This is a genomic window from Thermosphaera sp. (assembly GCA_038827615.1).
Lineage (GTDB): Archaea > Thermoproteota > Thermoprotei_A > Sulfolobales > Desulfurococcaceae > Thermosphaera.
In genome coordinates, this window is sequence record JAWBNK010000001.1 from 569,574 (window position 1) to 589,409 (window position 19,836).

General features: G+C 41.5%; 17 protein-coding genes. 10 read left to right on the forward strand and 7 right to left on the reverse strand.

Features of this window, described 5'->3' with window-relative positions; genetic code table 11:
- Positions 1-48: 48 nt before the first annotated feature.
- Both QXH45_03220 and hjc read right to left on the reverse strand, forming a co-directional pair.
- Positions 49-966: an NAD-dependent epimerase/dehydratase family protein gene (locus tag QXH45_03220; protein ID MEM2078254.1), complete on the reverse strand. Its 918-nt coding sequence runs from the start codon at positions 964-966 to the stop codon at positions 49-51.
- A 165-nt stretch (positions 967-1,131) separates the two neighbouring features.
- On the reverse strand, positions 1,132-1,557 hold the full coding sequence (hjc, locus tag QXH45_03225; GenBank protein ID MEM2078255.1) for a Holliday junction resolvase Hjc: 426 nt from the start codon (positions 1,555-1,557) through the stop codon (positions 1,132-1,134).
- Positions 1,558-1,630: 73 nt separating this feature from the next.
- Here hjc and QXH45_03230 point away from each other — a divergent pair, with 73 nt between their 5' ends.
- From QXH45_03230 to QXH45_03250, 5 genes are all read left to right on the forward strand, one after another.
- Positions 1,631-3,865, forward strand: coding sequence for a metallophosphoesterase (locus QXH45_03230; protein MEM2078256.1), 2,235 nt, complete (start codon positions 1,631-1,633; stop codon positions 3,863-3,865).
- A gap of 65 nt (positions 3,866-3,930) precedes the next feature.
- Positions 3,931-5,871, forward strand: coding sequence for a glucodextranase DOMON-like domain-containing protein (locus QXH45_03235; protein MEM2078257.1), 1,941 nt, complete (start codon positions 3,931-3,933; stop codon positions 5,869-5,871).
- An 86-nt stretch (positions 5,872-5,957) separates the two neighbouring features.
- Positions 5,958-7,667: an ABC transporter substrate-binding protein gene (locus QXH45_03240; protein MEM2078258.1), complete on the forward strand. Its 1,710-nt coding sequence runs from the start codon at positions 5,958-5,960 to the stop codon at positions 7,665-7,667.
- 29 nt (positions 7,668-7,696) lie between these two features.
- Entirely contained in the window at positions 7,697-9,988 is a 2,292-nt protein-coding gene (locus QXH45_03245; protein MEM2078259.1) for an iron ABC transporter permease, read from the forward strand.
- Between the two features lie 10 nt (positions 9,989-9,998).
- Positions 9,999-11,084: an ABC transporter ATP-binding protein gene (locus QXH45_03250; GenBank protein MEM2078260.1), complete on the forward strand. Its 1,086-nt coding sequence runs from the start codon at positions 9,999-10,001 to the stop codon at positions 11,082-11,084.
- Positions 11,085-11,094: 10 nt separating this feature from the next.
- On the opposite strand, the gene QXH45_03255 is transcribed toward QXH45_03250, so the two are convergent.
- The 3 genes from QXH45_03255 to QXH45_03265 form a co-directional block, all read right to left on the reverse strand.
- Positions 11,095-11,679 (reverse strand): YfcE family phosphodiesterase, encoded by a 585-nt coding sequence (locus QXH45_03255; protein MEM2078261.1) that lies wholly within the window; start codon positions 11,677-11,679, stop codon positions 11,095-11,097.
- Between the two features lie 84 nt (positions 11,680-11,763).
- On the reverse strand, positions 11,764-12,498 hold the full coding sequence (locus QXH45_03260; protein MEM2078262.1) for a serine/threonine protein kinase: 735 nt from the start codon (positions 12,496-12,498) through the stop codon (positions 11,764-11,766).
- A 6-nt stretch (positions 12,499-12,504) separates the two neighbouring features.
- Positions 12,505-12,789 carry a DUF211 domain-containing protein gene (locus tag QXH45_03265; GenBank protein MEM2078263.1) on the reverse strand — a complete coding sequence of 95 codons (285 nt, stop codon included), beginning with the start codon at positions 12,787-12,789 and terminating at the stop codon, positions 12,505-12,507.
- A gap of 294 nt (positions 12,790-13,083) precedes the next feature.
- On the opposite strand from QXH45_03265, the gene QXH45_03270 reads away from it, so the two are divergent.
- On the forward strand, positions 13,084-13,386 hold the full coding sequence (locus tag QXH45_03270; GenBank protein MEM2078264.1) for a hypothetical protein: 303 nt from the start codon (positions 13,084-13,086) through the stop codon (positions 13,384-13,386).
- Here the strand turns inward: QXH45_03270 and QXH45_03275 are convergent.
- Positions 13,383-13,760, reverse strand: coding sequence for a transcriptional regulator (locus tag QXH45_03275; protein ID MEM2078265.1), 378 nt, complete (start codon positions 13,758-13,760; stop codon positions 13,383-13,385). The two genes, QXH45_03270 and QXH45_03275, sit on opposite strands and share 4 nt — an antisense overlap.
- A 245-nt stretch (positions 13,761-14,005) precedes the next feature.
- Here QXH45_03275 and QXH45_03280 point away from each other — a divergent pair, with 245 nt between their 5' ends.
- From QXH45_03280 to QXH45_03295, 4 genes are read left to right on the forward strand one after another with little or no spacing between them, the layout of a single operon-like run.
- Positions 14,006-14,653 carry a DUF47 family protein gene (locus QXH45_03280; GenBank protein ID MEM2078266.1) on the forward strand — a complete coding sequence of 216 codons (648 nt, stop codon included), beginning with the start codon at positions 14,006-14,008 and terminating at the stop codon, positions 14,651-14,653.
- A gap of 11 nt (positions 14,654-14,664) precedes the next feature.
- The gene (locus QXH45_03285; GenBank protein ID MEM2078267.1) at positions 14,665-15,282 is read left to right on the forward strand and encodes a nucleotidyltransferase family protein; all 618 of its coding nucleotides are present in this window, start codon (positions 14,665-14,667) and stop codon (positions 15,280-15,282) included.
- Between the two features lie 3 nt (positions 15,283-15,285).
- Positions 15,286-16,398, forward strand: a complete 1,113-nt coding sequence (hypD, locus tag QXH45_03290; GenBank protein ID MEM2078268.1) for a hydrogenase formation protein HypD — start codon at positions 15,286-15,288, stop codon at positions 16,396-16,398.
- Between the two features lie 17 nt (positions 16,399-16,415).
- A complete protein-coding gene (locus QXH45_03295; GenBank protein MEM2078269.1) occupies positions 16,416-17,972 on the forward strand; it encodes a radical SAM protein in 1,557 nt (518 codons plus the stop codon).
- A 6-nt stretch (positions 17,973-17,978) separates the two neighbouring features.
- On the opposite strand, the gene QXH45_03300 is transcribed toward QXH45_03295, so the two are convergent.
- Complete coding sequence (locus tag QXH45_03300; protein ID MEM2078270.1) at positions 17,979-19,745, reverse strand: decarboxylase; 1,767 nt, start codon at positions 19,743-19,745, stop codon at positions 17,979-17,981.
- Between the last annotated feature and the right edge of the window lie 91 nt (positions 19,746-19,836).

Sequence of the window (19,836 nt, forward strand, 5' to 3'; positions counted from 1 at the left end):
TTGACTACGCGCAAAAGTCATGTTATACTATTTTAAAGGGGTGAAAGATTATGTGCTCGAAGACCTGTATTCCTCGATCAGCAATTTAATACCTTCTTCAATGTGGATAGCGGGTTCGAAAGAGATCATGTGTTTCAATTTAGAAATATCTGCCACGCTATGTAATATGTCCCCCTTTCTCCTAGGTTTATGTATAACGACCAGATCCTTACCAATAATCCTAGATATAACGCCTGTGAGGTCAAGAATGCTAATCGGTTGACCAGTGCCAACATTATAAATCTCGTTTGAAAAGACATCTTGAGAAATCATTTTTTCAACGATTCTAGCGACATCGAATACGTGGATGAAATCCCTTGTTTGAGTACCGTCCCCATAAACAATAAAAGGCTCTCCTCGAATCGCATTCAAAACGAATCTTGAGACAACTCCAGCGTGCTCCATTCTCTGGCCGGGCCCATACACATTGAATAAACGTAGGATAGAGTATTTCAGTCCGTACAGCCTTCCATACATTCTTATAATTTGCTCCCCCATATACTTACTTAAACCGTACGGTGATTTAGGATCAATAGGGTCCGCTTCAGTAATAGGTATTTTAACGGGATCCCCGTAAACCGCCGCCGAGCTCAGGTATATCAGTTTAACCCCTTTTTTCGAGCACTCTAACCCTACTTTGCTAGTTCCCATCGTATTGACGTCGAAATATTTGTGCGGTTCTCTAACACTCTCTTCGACGTCAACATAAGCTGCCGCATGAACCACCACATCAATATCGCTATAATTTTCATAAAATCTTACATCTGCCTTAATTATCGGGATGTTTTTCTCCTTCAGCCTCTCTAAACCCATTGGACTTGCCCTTTCAAGAGTGTCCAGTACTAGTACCTCGTATCCTTTGTTGATCAGGTAAAGTGAAATATTATGTCCGATGAATCCTGCACCACCAGTTACTAAAATCCTCATGGTTATTACCCTGATAGTACTACGATTTTCTGATCTCTTTGATGTCTCAAACGCTTCTTAGGTTACTATTCAGCGATTATTAAAACGTTTCCATTCCAGCATACTGTGGCTTAGTCGTCAAATGTTATCTATGGTCTCATGATTCTTGTTCACGGGATGAATAATTTAAAAGAAGTCCTTTAGACTTTTCACACCTTTAACTAAAGAAATCAAGTCCTCGAGTTTAAGAGCCTTAGCAATCATGTCTTTTGTTATCTTAAACGGTCTTTCTTGTAAATTTTCAATCCTCACAAACCTCCACTCTCCTGTCCCCACTATTTTAATCGCAATGAAAGCCTCTCCACCCGCTCGCCGCTTAAATTCCAAAAGTTTTTCAACCTGTTCTGGTCTGACGTAAATTGACCTTTCCTTTCTAATAGTTTTTGCTTCAATAGCTACGACTTTCCCCTGATACACGGCGACTATATCGGGGTATAGAATCCTCCTCGCTTTTGAACCGCTAGCAGGAGCTCGAACGACAGCTAGACCATATGACCACAACTTGTAAACCAAGTCTCTCTCGTGTGAAAACCCTCTTCTCCGATTGCTCACGCTAACGCACTCCCTTCTCTTACATATATTATTTAAATCATCTCTATGATAAAATCATATTTGGTGAATAAAGTTGAGAAGAAAAATAATCTTCATGATCGCGCTGGCAAGTATTATTCTTATAACAACAGCGAATATTCCAGCGGCTACTGCGCAAGCAAATGAGGTCCTCCCCGGCCTTATTTATGATGTAGGCGAAAACTTGTTTAATGAAATAGGGCCCGCCCTTCCAGCCATCTCGCCTCCTGGAGCGAGCATTACTTTATCACTGACCTCTAGTTTCCAGGGACTGCAGATCTCAGGAGCCTATATGACTACAGCTAAGTCGGTCGGAGATACTACAGTATTCTTGAACTACACGTTAATTGTTGAGAATTTGGGCAACGGCCAAGTCATAATTAGCATACCGCCTAATGTCGATGAAGGCTTATACGACCTTATAGTCATATCGAATTCTTCTAGGTACAACATTAAGAGAAGTCTATGGATCATGTCAAATTGGTCGAACACTTTGAGGATTGCTGTTATGACGGATATCCACTTCCTCACGGGTTCACCCGACACTATGACTGGTGACATAAATAGGGTGTCAGCTTTTACCCTTGCAAACCTATTAAATCCCGACCTGATTTTCTGGCTTGGCGATATTGCTGATACGGCAGCCCCTTACGAATACCTTGCAGCACAATCATATAGGTACTATCTCCTATATCGATATCCAGTGATCGGTATTCCAGGAAATCATGATGCACCGGAAGCGAATTACAAGAAGTACCTGGGTCCTACATATTGGTATAGAATACTTGGAAACAATCTTCTTGTCATTGGACTCTTCTCGGCTGAGGGAGGAACGCCGACTTGGGAGCAGATAGTCTTCCTAGAGGAAGTGTTAGCCAATTACTCCAGTATCCCCTTTAAAGCGATACTGGTACACCATCCAATGTTCTATTATCAAGGCGAATTGTATACCTGGTACAATGACACTGAAACACTAAAACCCTATTCACCCGGAGTTAACACCCCTGTTAGTAGTTATTGGAGCAACAACATGACAGCCTTCAGGTACGTGTTGAAACTCATTGAGGATTACAACGTTACATTTGTTCTCTCAGGGCATGTTCACAGGGATTTCTTTACAAAATACAACAGCATAAGAACTAATACCACAACCTATTTCATGACCTTCACGACAACCGCCCATGGAAGCGCCAGCTATTGTGGAATAGGATACTTCGAATTCAATCTATTAACCGGTGAAATCTCCTTCCCCATAACTCCACCTACATTCATAGGGTTCAGAAACTCGACGAGCCCTCTGGCCCTAAATAGTATTCCAGTCGGACTGTATCCGCCAACCAATAATCTAGGATGGTCTAATAGGACGTATCTTCCCGTGAATATTGTGCAATCTAATAATTCATACATTATATCATTCTACAACAATCTCAGCTGGCTAAACTTGACTGGGAAAATAATGTGGCTACTACCTTGGAACGGCACTATGGTGGGATACATAATAAATCCTGAAAACACGGCTGGAATCAATTCAGTATTAAAAGACGGGATCCTTTATGTAACAATCAGCGTCGATTTAAGATTTGAAAGGGCCATAGAGATATACTTATATAATGCCCTCGACCTCAGTCCACCAGATATACTAGTTAAAACGTACTCGCCTAGACCCCCCTACTTGAACAGGTCTTTCACTCTCTACCTTGGTGGAATAGATCAAGGATGGGGAATAAAGTCTGCTTCATTCATGTTGATAGATGGTTCTAACACTACTATGTTAAAATACACTCAATCGCCTTCCTCATATACTCAAAAAATGAACGATGTAACGTTTACATTGCAATTCACCGTTTCTTCGACAACAACCAAATCAGTACTATTGAATGCGTCCATAGCCGATTACTCCGGACGTGTCAGGATAAAAATCTTTAATATAACGTTCATACCTTATGGAGCCCAGCCTCCCGCTACACCCATAACAGTAGTCTCCGATACTATTATTGAACCAGTTACAGAAACTCCTTCCCCCACTACGACATCGCCTCCCATGGAGACAACGACTACTACAACACTGCCTTACACAGAAACGATGACTACTACAACCACCACTGCCACGACAACTCAAACAACTACAACTCCCCAGACAGAGACGACTACAACCCCCACAACAATCCCAACCACTACCCTAGAGACAACGATGGAGGTGGAGACTAATCAATCCTTGCTCATTGGTGCATTAATCGTGGGAATAATAATTATAGCCAGCGTTATTTATGTTTTCTTCCTTAGGAAATAATTTTTTCTAAAAATTTAAGTTTATATATCATGGAATAGTTAAGATAAGATGAAAGGTGAAACCTTATGAAGAAGTTAATTCTAGTATTAATAGTCTCGCTGTTATTCGTCTCACTAGCACCTCTAACCTCCATTGCTATTGTAAAACCGGGTCAAACAGTAACCGTTGGCGTTGACTTGGCGCATGGAGAAAGCAATAAATATTTAGACTATATCATGGGTAACATCACTTTCGTCAACTGGAAGATAATTAACACATCTTTTACCACTGAAATACTTGCAGATGTCGATATACTCCTCATTGGACAGCCTACAGCAAGCTTGTCCCCCGAAGAACTCGACGCACTACTTGCATGGCTGGAGAAAGGAGACAAAGTATTGTATGTGGCTGGGGATAGTGACTACGGGGGCGGAATTAACTCAATATCTGCAGTTAATGGATTACTAGAGTATATTGGTGCAAAATTGAGGCTGGAGGAAGGAGCCGTATATTCTACAACGCCATGTAGGAATTACACATACAAGGGCGTTGATTCGCCGGTATGCTGTGGAGCTTATTATCGTATGAACGCTTTCGTGGAGCCAGACGATGTGCCTGAGTTGTTCACGAGCATTTTGGATGAGGGAATACAATACCCGATACTTATGCACGGTCCGAACGCAGTGATATGGATGGATGAACTAGGAAACTACCGCGACCCGATTAACGAGACCTTCCCAGGATTAATACGGATTGCGTGGTACCGCTTATCCTACATAGGTGACAATCAACCACCAAGCCCGAGAGTCTACGATCCATTAATATATGGAACCGGAGACTGGAGTTTCGTAGCCTATGCTGCAGAGTATCACCGTGAAAAGAACAACTTGATAGTTGTAGCTGGCGAATCCCTTTACGGAGACTATGAGCCAGCGTGGGCGTCTTTGTATTACGGAGTTCAACTGGACGGGCCGAAATTTGTTACCAACCTCATACGATGGTTCATTAAAATATTGGAAACCTATGACCCATTGATGGAAACAATAGCGGTATTCTCGGACCCCGTGGGGGACGACAAGGGAGCTGGAACCTTACTATATCCGACTAACCCAATATTCGTTCAAGGCATATACGATCTAGTAAAATTCGGAGTACATGCAGACTCCAACTACTTATACTTTAGAGCTACGGTTAAAAACCTCGGTGGTAATCCATGGAGCGGGCCCAATGGATTCAGCTTGCAAAATCTACAAATCTACATAAAGACAACCTCCAGCGACCTACCCACATCCAACGCATCAATAGGCTTGAATGTAAACATATGGCACGGTTGGCATTACGCGGTAGTAGCCATACCCGGATGGGGCAGCACCCCGTACCCAGATGGAGAAGTATCAGCCCTATTTGATGGTAATATGCAGAGGGTTGCGGATGAATACAACAATCCAGACTTGTTTGACGTGTACGTTAGCGATTATGAACCGAACACTATTGAAGTAAAGATAGCCAAGTCCGTATTTCCAGACCCTGAGAGAGTTAGAGAATGGGTGGTCTTCGTCGCTCTCGCAAGTTATGATGGTTACGGTGAGGGTAAGGTTAGAGGAGTACAAGCTGGCGATCCCGCTGAATGGGTTCTAGGAGGTGGCGATCCCTTAGCGATTCTTGCCGGAGTACAACCTAAAGTCATAGATGTTTTAGCCCCCACACCAGAAGCACAATATAGTATGCTAGGGAGTTACGATACTGGTGCAAGAACATTAGCTAAAGTAAGCGGATTCAAGATAATAGGATTGTTAGAACCCACTATGACGGGAGTTGAGACAGTGACGGAAACTGTGACTAATGTTCAAACCGAGACGGTTACTATTACCACCACGACCACTCAAACCCAAGAGGTAGTGACAACGAGAACAGAAACAAGCGTCATCACCGAAAGCGTTGTGGACTATACTCTCACCGGCATCGTTGCAGGCGTCCTGGTTATCATTATAGTACTCATGGGCTTCATGATGCTTAGGAAAAAGTAACTTTTTTAAAACCTTTTTTTACCGAAAATCTTTTTATCGTATAATGTTTATTACTACGTAAAAACATTCTAATGGATGGTGATAAAGTGAGCGGAAAAATCCCTGGGTTTGTAGGGATATTAATATTAACTCTCACGATTCTTTCAACACAACTGACCATTGTTAGTAGTGAGTGGCCATGGGGGCAGGCAAGCGAACCATATCCATGGCTTGACTATCTGAAAGGTTTGACCACTGAAAGAGGCATCGTGTTGAGAGTAATCACACGTCATGAGCAATCAATCTTATCGCTCACTAAGTCACAGTTCCTGAGTAGCAGAGTAGCCCAAGAACTTGGTATAAGTGATATACAGTTCCTTTATGTTGCTGCCGAATCGTGGCCTGATTATATTGAAAGGGCAAAAAGCTTGGGAACACCGATCGACGTGGCATGGGGAGGAGGGCCAACCCTCTTCAACAACATGTATACTATGGGTTATCTTCAAAGCATTAATTACACAATACATCCATCTCACTATGCCATACTGTACGAATTATCAAAGATACCATCAAGAATAGCGGGTGCCGAGTCTTACATAGTTGACTCGGAAGGAAACATAGTGTGGATAGGGGCAAGCGTAAGTAGCTTTGGTTTTACGGTAAACAAGGATGTCCTAAACCGGTATCAAGTACCTATACCGAGAAAATGGGCCGATCTTGCATCTCCAGAATACGCGAAATTCCTTCCTGACGCTCACATCATAGGGACTGCAGATCCGACGATGAGTACCAGCAATACTAGAATTTTCGAAATCATACTACAAGCTAAGGGATGGGAAGAGGGGTGGAAAATCTTAACTCTTCTAGCGGCTAACGCTATAATATACTCAGGGAGTGGCGACGTAAGAGATGCTGTAATCAGAGGAGAGATCGGTGTAGGGACAACTATAGACTTTTACGGATATATGGCCATGAACACTAATCCATCGTGTGAATACGTTATCCCTGCTAATGAGTCCATCGTTAACGCAGATCCCATAGCTTTACTTAAAGACTCGAGATATCCTGTTCATGCAGCCGCGTTTGTAGCTTGGGTTCTCAGCGAATATGGTGGTCAACAAATATGGTTAGATAATGATATAAACAGACTGCCGATAAATCCCAATGTTTTCAACACTCCGGCAGGTCAACAGAGGCAAGACCTATACCAAGCCCTTCAGAACATACAGCAGGCGGGTGGCATAATTTTCAATGAAACCCTCTCTGCTAAATGGGTTGATTCTGTAGTTAACTATTTCAAAGCCACTCTCGTTAACGCTCACGGAGATCTTACGCCTGTTTGGGGTCAGATAGCCAGTGCCTATTTGCAAGGAAGGATTTCAAAGGAATGGTTTGATTACCTAGTATGGTACATATCCAAGCCCCTGGAGTTCACTGACCCATTAACTAACAATACCGTTACTTTCACCGTAGACTACGCAATAGCAATAAATCCGTATATGTCTCAAGCAGCCATTCAAGGAACTCTTAGGAGAATGTGGGAGGACCTTGCAAGACAGAGGTATCGAGAAGCTTTAGACCTACTCCAGCAGGCATTGAGTGGTGCGCCTGTACCTACGACAACTACGCCAACGACTACCCCTTCCCCAACGGAAACAACTCCAACTACGATAATTGAGACTACTACGACAACTACGCCAACGACTCCAGCAACTCAGCAACAAGCAGGGGAAGGTTTCTCAGTACCGGTAAGTCTAGTGATTTTAGTGGTTGTTATCGGATTAGTAATAGTCTACTTCTTCCTTAAGAAGAGATAAAATTTAATTATCTTTTTTAAAATCCATTATTGGTAAGGTTGATATTGATGAGAGGAGCAAGACTATTAGATGTCTTTATATGGGGGCTTATCCTAGGAGTGGTTTACATAACACTCCCCGACTTAAACCTCCCTCAAACAGACCGTTTCATTGTAGAAACGGCTTTATGGGTAATAGCTTTCGCTCTCGGCCCTTTATTTCTTCATCAGGGATTCGATTTCAGAAGAATTAAATTCAGTTCCTCCCTAAGTTTTCTATCTGTGGCAGGTTTCCTCTACATTTTCTTCATACTTGTATTATCGATTTCGGGCATTCCCTCCGCGCTCGCTTTAGGGATAACCCCATTCGTTTCTCTTTCCTTTTCCGGGTTCATTTACGAGAGATTGAAAAGGAGAATTATATCGATCGAGATAAGAAGGGAGAGGTCTTATGGCGTAACCAGAAGGATTAAATCAACGATTGCTCAACTTGATAGGACGATGTGGGTTTTCCTATTGTTCGGATTTACTTATTTGACGTTATTCCTACTGGTGCCCATATTATCCGTTTTAATTTATGCATTCACACCACCTGTTGGTGGCGAGTGGTGGAGCAATTTTGAAACGATTCTGAGAGGGCATTTAAGGCCCCAGTACCCAACTTTAACTTATGTTAATTTAAACCCCTTAGATCAAAACCCTGTCAGAGTTATTGAGCCCTTGAAGCTTGTAATATTGAAAGGAGTAGACTATGGATCATTAATCAATAGCCTTCTTGTTTCTGCCATAGTCACCATAATCGCAACCATCCTAGGTACAATAGTAGCATTCGTCCTCGCTAGATATGATTTCAAAGGGAAAATGTTTCTGAGAATCCTTGCGATGGTCCCATTATTTGTAACCCCATTCGTGAACGCCTACGTGATCAGGTTATTATGGGGGGAAGGTGGCCCTATATCTCAACTTTACCGGGCAATAACGGGGTATACGTTGAGGGTCGAAGGATTGGCCGGAGTCATCATTTCGCAGATTATGACTTTCTATCCAATAGTATATTTGAACGCCTACGCTAGCTTCATTAATGTAGATCCTTCAACCGAAGAACAGGCTGAAAACCTTGGTGCTAAAGGTTTAAAACTCTTTTTGAATGTAACTCTTCCATTGGCTCTTCCAGGTATAGTCGCGGGATCAATTATCGTCTTCATCTTTAGTCTTGAAGACCTAGCTGCACCAATAGTTTTCAACTACAAGAATTTGATAAGTTACCAAATTTATGATGGCATAGTTAATGCAAGAGGGGCGGTCTCACCGGAGAAAGCTGCTTTGGGATTGATTCTACTCTTCATATCCCTCACCGGTTTCGTAGCAATAAGGAATTACGTGGGTATGAGGACGTACGCAATGATTAGTAGGGGAGGGAGATGGCAAAAGAGAGAACATAAGCTGGGAGTCCTCGGAAAACTTGCAGTATATCTAGGCGTCTTTCCACTAGTTCTGTATACTGCTTTTCCTCAAATCGGCGTGGTTCTCATGTCGCTTAATATTCTACAGCCTTACACTAGAGTGGAGCAGGGTCAGGTTCAGGGACTCGTTATCCAAATTCCGTCTTCCATGTATGATTTGACAATCTACATGAGCAGGGCGTTAACCGATCCTAACATATTGAATTATCTAAAGAACACTTTTCTTTACGCATCAGTATCTGTGGTTATTGCCGTGATACTGGCTGTAAGCGTTGGGTACAGTGTGAGCAGACTTAAAATAAAATGGTTGAGCAACTTACTAGACTCGTTGGCGACAGCACCACTGGCGATTCCCGGATTGGTCGTAGCCCTAGGCTATTACATTCTATTCTCGCATCTGGGAGAGTTAAACCCAGCATTGCTCGGTTTCCTTCACCCCGCTAACCCAGGGTTCCAGGCATGGATTGTATTCATAATAGCGTTCAGCGTGCGCAGGCTTCCGTACGTCGTGAGATCGGTGTTTGCAGGTTTCCAGCAGGTCCATGAAAACCTCGAAGAAGCTGCCATGAATCTTGGGGCATCAAGAATGAAAGTTGTATTTGGAGTCATATTTCCATTTATAATTGGATACGTTATGAGCGGCGCGCTACTAGGCTTTATCTACATGTCTACCGAGGTAAGCACAAGTATAACCTTTGGCGGAATAAACGAAGCTCAAGCTCCCCTCACATACTATATGAGGCAGTATTACAGTGGCGGAGCTGGCATTGGACCCCAAGTAACTGCCGCCATGGGCACTATCCTCATATTCCTTCAACTCATTGCGGTTTTAATAGTTGTATATGTATTTAAGCAAAAATACGCATTCATAGGTGCTTAAGGGGAGAGGTTTGACCAGGGTTCGACTCGAAAAAATAACCAAAACCTACGCAAACGTCATCGCGGTTGACGATCTCTCACTGACTATTGAGAAAGGGGAACTATTCACTTTCTTGGGTCCTAGTGGATGCGGTAAAACAACTACGTTAAGGATTATCGCAGGATTTGAGATACCAGATTCTGGAAGATTATACTTTGACGACGAAGACGTCACTTTTCAGAAACCATACAAAAGAAACACAGCTATGGTTTTTCAAAACTATGCCTTATGGCCCCACATGACAGTATTCGAAAACGTTGCTTATGGATTGAAAATTAAGAAGAAACAACTGGGACTTTCAGACGATGATATAAAGAAAATGGTGTTAGAGGCGCTAGAGCTCGTAAAGTTAGCGGGATTAGAGGATAGATACCCGCTTCAACTAAGTGGGGGACAGCAACAGAGGGTTGCTCTTGCCAGGGCATTAGTGGTGAAGCCTCGGGTACTCCTTCTTGACGAGCCCTTAAGTAACCTGGATGCTAAACTTCGAATAGAGATGAGGGAGGAGATAAAGAGGATTCAAAAGAAACTTGGGATTACAACTATATACGTTACACATGATCAATTGGAGGCATTGAGCATTAGTGATAGAATTGGAATAATGAATAAGGGACGCTTAGTCCAGGTTGGGTCGCCTCAAGAATTGTATTTCAAGCCCAAGAACGTCTTTGTGGCTGATTTCCTAGGGAGAAGCAGTATTTACTATGGAGAACTGATATCTAAGAATAAAGAATACGTCTCGGTAAGGCTTGAGGGCACCGACATAATAATAGAGGGAACCACGCCGTTCGAGGGCCTGCCTAACAAGGTTGCAGTTGTAATCCGCCCGGAGGTGATTAGGCTCGCTACATCCGAGTCATTGGGCCGTGAGAATATTGTTAAAGGAGTTGTTGATTTCGCTATGTTTATGGGCGAGAAGATTGAAAGTCGTGTGAAACTAGGAGAGCTATCGCTTCTCGTTTACTTCCCGAATACAATGTCCATTAGAGTAGGGGAAGAGGTACTCCTTCAGATACCTCGGGAACACGCTATTGTAGTACCTCCTGTCTACGAGTGAGTCATCAATCCTATTTCTCCATGGGATAAACGAACCATCTATCCTTCTTTTCCAGCACGTAAGTAGTGTGCTTGAGAACATCCTGTGAAACGTATATGATGCTTGCTCTAAGGACGTTCTTCTCGATATCCATAACTATTAATGATGGAGGGCCTGACTCTAGCTCACCACTCCACGCGCCTGTCGCTGAACCAGGATTTATTAATAGAACTTTCCCCGTCACATCGGTCCTAATGAAGGATAAGTGAGTATGACCTGAAGCAAGTAAATCTACTCCTAATCCTAATCCTATTCTCGCTAATCCATCGATATTTCCTCTCGGATATATTCCATGTCCGTGGTACACACCAAGAGTGACTTCTTCTATGACTATTTTCTCGTGTAATGGAAGGGGAAGATAATCCATGTTTCCTCTGACTAATACTACTCTCTCTCCTAGGTTTTCAACCCATGATCTAACCTCGGGAGAAGTTAGATCACCCGTAAATATGACGTAATCCCAGTATTCTCTTTCGATGAGATTGGAGAGATTTTGCGGAACTCTGCGAGCTCTGTCTGGTATATGAGTGTCACCGAGGACCAAAACCCTGTTCAACATACCACCATCAGCTGGGTATGTTTAAATCACCGATCTGTCCGGGAGTAACTCATCATCGATTATGTTATTAATCTTGTATCTCTAATAATATTTTATGTGGGCTTCTTTCCAGCTATTTAGAAATGCTTTGTTAAAGGGATATGGAATTAATATTAAGGTTATTGTTTTGAGACTTGGCTTTTCTAAAGCATCTATTATTTCACTGAGTCTAATCGCGCCCCCGGATGCGTAACCCTCAGCTAGCGCTTTGAAAATTTTTTTCAGATCCTTTCCACCATTCATGATCTGTTCTAATCCAAAGAAGACGATCGTTGATCCTAAGACAATCAAATCCCAAACATAATGTTGAATATTATCTGTTCTTATAGCTTGCTCCGAGTCTATTAAATAAATGGAGTCTCTGGATAAAATAAAATTCGAGATCTTACTGTCTCCTAGAGCCCACCCTTCTCCATGAAGCTGATTAAGGTGTGCTCCAAGCTTTAGAAATTCATCTTCATTATTAATTTTGGGGAAGGGTAATCCATCAACGTATTCCCTGACCATTGAAAGGTTTAAGAAGTCGACAAGGTATAAAACTGGTTTTTTAAAGCTCTTGGATCCATCTTTATAGAAACATACTTCCCTCTCTAGTCTCTTGAAAGGTTGAAATGCAAACGGATATATGTTAATTGAGAGATTTGAGGCGTTAATCAACAGCCATTTTAAAATTCCTGTCTCTTTTTTATATTTTTTTACCACAAGTTTCTTGCCCTGGACCTCATGGATTTCTATTTGACTCGAGAATTCGTCGAGATATTCTAATATGCTTAGCAAACCTCCTCACTCGAAAAGATACGAAGGAGGTTCTATTATTCTTGTTCCTGCGGAGACTTGATCGACACTATGAATAACGCCGCCATGTTTCTCTAAAACCTCCCTAATTTCCTCGAAACTTATGTTTTTCCCTTCTACGACGATTAATATATTTTGTGTGTCAACATCGACTTCTTTAACCGTTATATTTACCGCTTCAACCCCTTCTACCTTGCTTAGATGGAGTGACAATTCAATAATAGACTCGCCACGTACCGGATACAACACATCAAGTATTAGCCTACGTAACACCTTGCACACCCCTTATAATCATTGTGGAACGAAAGTTATTAAACATGATTTGCCCAGGGGAGTCCCTCCTGCTCATTCTCCCTCAAGCGAGGGCGTTGCAGGAGGCATATCATAGTATTACTTAGGTTTAACAGGTATATAAGCTAAGAATTTGAGAAAATTAAAAATAATTTTTTTGTATATTGAAGAAATTATTCATTGTTGCTTATAAATTTTATCCAAGTGGATAAAATGTGGGAAAGAAGAGGTTATTTATTAGCTTTGAGAGAGAAAATTGAATAAAGGGGTTGATCAATGTCCGTTGATGTTGCCGATAAGATCCTGAAATACCCATCATCTCGAACATTTATTGTAGAGATACCGTTGAAATCGAAAAAAAGGGTAGTATCGCTGAGAATCGACGAGGACGCTCTTGCAATAATCGATAAATTCGTTGCCAAGAAAGGAGTAGGTTCGCGAACACTACTGATAAGTAAGTTGATTGAAGCGCTCGCAGAGGGATTGAAAGAAAACCCAGAGAATATTGATAAAGTAGCCTTATCGATAAGGAGTCGAAGCGGAAAAGACTTTACTGCCTATATTTCCTTGAATTCCTAGGCCTTTCCCAATCTTATCATTTCTACAATTATCCTAGCTATGTCGGCTGGAATGCTTATTTGATGAGCTACTTGTTCAATATTAAACTCGTAGCCAAATTTCTCCACGTAACGTTTCAAAGCAGATACAGGTTCTAGATAGAAAATTCTTCTTCCTTCCCTCTCTTTCCCTATAATGCCTATTTTATTTAGTTGAGCCAAATACCTAGATTCGATAGTTCTCGGCCTTTTTGTATACCTTGCTACATCATCAGCTGTGGCCCTCTTCAATGTTATTACGGCTTCTAGGCTCCGCATTAACGTTGGTGTTAGAAAAATGTTCTTTTTTATTAGAAATCGAATGTCATATATGCTGCAATATTCGATTTCACTCATTGCGATCCCCCTTCTACATTTATTAATTGATTAAACTATATTATAAATTTGCTTGCTGATAAATTATCTGAAACAGTGATAATGAACATGCATTCACTAAAAGTTACTTCAAAACAGAGAATTATCCCAATACTATGTAAACTACTGAGCATTTATGATAAATATAAACGGATTTTTAAGTAGTATTGCCTCAAAGTTATAATTGAGCATTACGATTAATATTAGAAAAGGTGCTTGGCTTGACTGTGTTAAGTAAGTTCATTGAAGAAGTCTTTGAGAAGGTGAAAACTCATTCAAAAGATGTATTGAATGGAGTTGAGGCTTTAGATAAGTTGTTGAAAGCTTTGATTAATAACGAGTTAAAGACCGCCGAGGAAAAATTTAATGAAATAATGATGATTGAGAAACATGCAGATGATGTTAAAAGGGAAGTGATAGAAGAGCTTCATAGTAGCTTTCTCCATCCGGACGATCGCGAAGATATACTGAGATTGATTCTTGAACTCGACAAGGTCTTAGGATTTGCTAAATCGGCTGCTAAAAGATTGATGATATTACGCCACGTGGGTATTAGCATCCCGTCAGAATACCATAACTTGTTGGATGAAATAATGCTTCACACCATTAAGGCGAGTCAAGATCTAGTTGCTATGATCGAACACATTACTAAAGATCCTTCGAAAGCACTAGAGTATTCAATAGTGATTGAAAAACATGAAGAAAGTGTTGACGAACTTCGTTTTAAACTTATGGAAAAGTTATATAGTAACTGTGCAAAAAACATGGCTCCCCTATGCTTATTTCTACCTGAAATAGTTGACGATTTAGAGGAAATAACTGATAGGGCTGAAGACGTTGGAGACATTTATAAGCTGTTTATCATAGGAAAATAACAGTGTTAATTATGCTACCCTGTATAATCACAGCGGCCGGGCTTAGCAAAAGATTCGAAGGTAACAAGCTACTTTTTAAATACGACAAACTCCCTCTCATAATTCAAACAATCAATAACGCAGTCTTAGCAAAGTCGATCGATAAAATAATCGTAGTTACAGGTTACATGAGAAGCGAAATCGAAGACGTAATCAGAAAAACAATACACGATGAAAGATTAATTTTTGTACACAACCCGGAATACGACAAAGGAATGAGTAGTAGCATTAAGACCGGATTATCCTACCTCATGGAGACTTCCTACAACCCGGAAGCCGTGATGATAAATCCAGGCGACTCAGCCTGGATCCCATCCTACGTTTATGATTACTTGGTCTACTACTTTGAGAAGAATCGATCTCTCATAACGGTAGCAGGTTATCGAGGGAAAAAAGGGCATCCGATATTGTTCTCAAAACTTTTATTAAAAGAACTTCTTAAAATAGATGAATCCTCCAAAGGATTAAAAAAGATACTAGAAAAATATTCCTTAGACATCAGCATAGTTGAAACTTTTTATCCTGGTGTACTTTTGGATTTCGATGAGTATCTTGATTACATGAGAGTGAAGAATACACTAATGAGGTGATGAGTGCTGAATCCAGGAATGGAATTAAGAAGCAAGCAGTATGCTTCGACCCTGGCCTCTTTAATCAATGATAAGGCTCGGGAAATATCCAAAATGATGGGGCGTTCTTTGAAAATCATGAATTTCTGCGGTACACATGAATGGACGATCACCCATTATGGGATAAGAAGCCTGCTGACTCGAGATATCGAATTAATACCGGGACCTGGATGTCCAGTATGCATTACGCCAGGCTACTACGTGGACGTGCTTGTTAATTTAAGCTTCAATGGTTACACTATCTTGACATATGGGGATGCGTTCAAACTACCCGGGAGCAGGGGCCTAAGACCGAGGAGTCTTTTCCACGCTGCTAGTATTGGAGGTGACGTTAAGGTAGTTTACAGTTTCAATGACGCTATTAGGATCGCCCAAGGAAGCCCCTCTAAAAAATTCATATTTTTCGCTGTAGGTTTTGAAACCACCATGCCATCGACGGCTATTCCCCTTTTCTATGATCGAGTCCCCAACAACCTCCTTTTACTAATAGCCTACAGGTATACGCCGCCGATAGTAAAGCATATGTTAGCGAATCATAGGGAAATACAGATCGATGGAATAATAGCACCTGGACACGTTTCAGCAGTAATAGGTTCAGACTCGTGGATTTTTGTACCTAGGGATTTCAGAATACCGATAGTTGTATCTGGATTTGAGCCCGTTGACGTATTAACATCTATATACTTAATCCTCAAAATGATCGAGAAAAACCAGCCTGAACTGGTTAACGAGTACTCTAGAGTCGTGAAACCATCGGGCAACGAAAATGTAAAAAAGATCATGAATCACGTATTCTCGGCAGTTAAAAGCTACTGGAGAGGAATAGGCGAGATCCCTGAGAGCGGTGCAAAATTGTCTGACGAGTATGCCGAATTTGATGTTTTCAACCATCTTGGAATAGAGGAAAAAATCGCCGAGGACAAGCTACCTGGCTGTTTATGTGATAGAGTTGTCCTCGGAGCGTCGAAACCCTCTGACTGTCCATTATTCCTGAAGGGATGTACTCCTCAATCACCTTATGGTCCTTGCATGGTGAGTAATGAAGGAGCGTGCAGGATTTGGGCTGAAAGCGTATAGGTGGGTGGAGCGAGGAATTGTTAAATAAAATTATTATTTTCGATGGATACACGGATGAGCCCGCGGGGTTAGGAGTTCCCCCTTACATAAATGTTTACCCCAGATTAATTGCAGGAGCTATCCTATCCGTTAGAAAAGACGTAAAGGTATATTATTGGACGGCAGACAGTTATCGCGAAAACGTCGAACAATTTTTCAAACAAGCGCGCGAGAGCGATCTAATAGTTTTCATAGCTGGTATGGAAGTGCCCGGGAAATACATCGGAGGGAAACCATTATCCCTGAACGAGCTTGAACATATTTCGATTAGATTGAAGGATAAGGATCTAATACTCACAGGACCCGTTGCCAAATTCGGCTTTGGTACGGGAGGAGGGACGGTTGCCCAACCAACACGGATTATGAGAAAATATTTCAGGGAGGTCGTAAGCGGAGATGTTGAAATATATTTCAACGAACTCTTTAAGTATGGGTTTGAAAAAGCCGATCCAAGGAAAATGAGGGAAGATTACTCCATAGCTGACGAGGCCCTCGTGAAAGGCGCAGAAATTGTTAAACAACATCCCAACTACTCTTTTAATCTAATTGCTGAAATAGAGACCTATCGAGGATGTCCAAGATGGGTTACGGGAGGCTGTAGTTTCTGTATCGAGCCTAGGTACGGGAGTCCCATTATGAGAACCCCCGAGGCAATCGCAAGAGAAGTAGAAAGACTATATTCTCTAGGTGTGAAGCATATTAGGCTGGGTAAGCAACCAGATATTCTGGTCTACGGCTCTAACCAGATGGGAAGAGAAGAATTCCCTGAGCCTAATCCAGAGGTCTTAGAGAAACTTTTCCGTGGAATAAGGAACAAAGCACCCGGTTTGAGAACAATTCACATTGACAATGTTAACCCTGGAACTATTGCAAGACACCAAGAAAAATCGATACAAGCGTTAAAAGTTATCATTAACTACCACACTCCTGGAGATGTAGCGGCTCTCGGAATAGAGAGCTTTGACGAAAGAGTGATAAAACTTAATAATTTAAAAGTCTACCCTGAAGATGCGCTAACAGCCCTTAGAATTATTAACATAGTTGGGAGAGTACGAGGTTGGAACGGTCTTCCTCATCTCCTTCCAGGAATCAATTTACTATATGGATTGCTAGGGGAGACTCGTGATACTTACAGAATTAACGAAGATTATCTCAAGACAATACTTCAAGAAGGAATCCTTGTTAGAAGAGTAAACGTGAGAAAGGTAAGCGTCTTGGAAAACACGCCACTGTGGTTGAGGAAAAATCAAGTATTCAGTATTTTAAAAAAGCATCACCATATTTACAAAACCCATAGACTATGGGTTATGAGTTCTTTCGACAAAATCATGCTTAAGAAGGTGGTTCCACCCGGCACTCTCCTTCCTTATCTATACGTGGAGAAAACAGGTAAGAGCATCTCTATAGCTAGATTCCCTGGAAGTTACCCTATAGCTGTTAAATTCAAAGAGAGGCTTCCCAAACACACGCTTGTTTCGGGAATTGTGAAAAAATATTCTTCGAAAAGCGTTTTGGCCTCTCAGGTTACCATCTAATGCGCTCTAGAGATAGCTTTTTTTACCGTGTTTCAGGACTCTTACGATGGGCTTGCCAGCACCATTTAAGTCTATGACTATCTCGGGTGCTCCATATATTAAATTGTGCTTCATGGCGAGCGGATCCTGATACGCTCCTGTATCGAGGAAGGCTATGTAATAGTCCTCCTCCTTACTCGGAAGATGCAGTGGAATCCCGCCCAGCTTCAGATATCTCCTTGGAACATGATTTATCCTGAAGTCCATCCTGTTAAACCATTCATCTACAGGTGTCTCAGCTTCTACATAGCTGATGAACTCTCTTATCTCACCCATACTGTCACACGTTAGATCGCCTATCACAGCCAACACGTCAGGTTTCTCATTGAGTCGTTGAACCGGTGTGATTTGGAAATACTGATTGACGAGCACTGAGTCGGGGATATCGGCAAATAGAGAGATGTTTACTATAAACCTTTTCGAAGGTGAAGTTAGTATCTTATACAAGAAAGGATCATTAATCACTCTTTCAATAAGGCTTGGTTCCAAGCGGAGCATTTCAATTAATTTCACAATTATGTTTTCTCTGTAATGCGTGATAATATCTTCAACTTTTTCTCTCTCAAAAAGTGACAGAGTCTTAGTTTTAACTTTAGTTTGCAAGTCCCTGGTTAATTGAAGAACCTTCTTAACGTCTTCAAGAGAAGATATATTCGTTAATTCCACGCTATCATTTGAAACATCGAAGGGCTTGTATTCGGTTGAGTATGGTCTGACGTCAACGACCTTGGCTACGACTATTCTATGAGCTGCAACAATATACCTTCCGCCCTCGAAAACGAGCGTCGGGTGAGGATGAACATCCTTAAACTTTTTAATCAGCATGTTAATATAGTCAACAATCGTGTAGTTCGGGGATTCAGGAGTTCCTTTTTTGTGATCGTGATACGGGTATGCCATTCCTCCCCCGGTGTCTATTATTGATATGTTGTGGAATCCGATGGATTTTAAATCGTTAAATAGGGTTCGCGCCTCCTCAATGATGTTAGCAATATGCTTTAATTCATATATTTGAGAACCGCCATGAACGTGAATCAAAACAGATCTCTCAGACAGCCATGCATATTCTTTGGCTAATTTCAAGAGAGTGTTAACAGTTAATCCGAATTTCCCATCAACCCCTGCAGAATGAGCCCATTTCCCGCCTCCTCTGTGGAATGGTTTAATTCTAATCCCAATATCTAAGTCTCTAAACTTTGAGAGAACCTGGAGGTCGTGCTCGCCTTCAACATCAACAATAACGTTCCATCCCGCTTTTTTAAACTCAAGCAGAAATTCCGCAATGTTTTCGGATACTACTCCATCATAAACTAGAAACCTGCTTCCCTTACTCAAGTACCTTGATATTAATTTAAGCTCACCGAGCGAGCCAGCATTAAAACCCCAATTAAATTCTTCACCATATCTCCAGATTGCATCAACCACCATGGGAGTCGGATTAACCTTCATAGGAAAGATAGGTTGAAACCTCCCAGTGTATCCGTGAACTTGGGCTAAAGTCTTAAACGTTTCAAAAACCTTTTTCATAGAGATTTTTATAGCTGGGAGGAACCGGAAATATGCTACTTCGAAACCGTGTCTCTTCATCAAATCTTTTATGCTTAGAGTGTGTTCTCCAATCCTGAAAACCAATGAACCAGTATCATCCACTGTCAAGAATTCCCCACGGATAGAATGCTCGATCCCATACAGCTTTTTAGCAATGTCAATGTTCCAACCTAGCGGAGTTGACATCTCTGTAATTTCTCCCTCGGCGAATCCTAATGGAATCTAATATGTAATGGGTTTTTAAACTAGACTCCCGCTATTCCTTTTACCTGTGGAA

What these genes read in the sequence shown, in the direction of transcription:
- QXH45_03220 (MEM2078254.1), bottom strand. Translation starts at nt 966, where the DNA reads ATGAGGATTTTAGTAACTGGTGGTGCAGGATTCATCGGACATAATATT.
- QXH45_03235 (MEM2078257.1), top strand. Translation starts at nt 3,931, where the DNA reads ATGAAGAAGTTAATTCTAGTATTAATAGTCTCGCTGTTATTCGTCTCA.
- QXH45_03270 (MEM2078264.1), top strand. Translation starts at nt 13,084, where the DNA reads ATGTCCGTTGATGTTGCCGATAAGATCCTGAAATACCCATCATCTCGA.
- QXH45_03275 (MEM2078265.1), bottom strand. Translation starts at nt 13,760, where the DNA reads ATGAGTGAAATCGAATATTGCAGCATATATGACATTCGATTTCTAATA.
- QXH45_03285 (MEM2078267.1), top strand. Translation starts at nt 14,665, where the DNA reads ATGCTACCCTGTATAATCACAGCGGCCGGGCTTAGCAAAAGATTCGAA.
- QXH45_03300 (MEM2078270.1), bottom strand. Translation starts at nt 19,745, where the DNA reads ATGTCAACTCCGCTAGGTTGGAACATTGACATTGCTAAAAAGCTGTAT.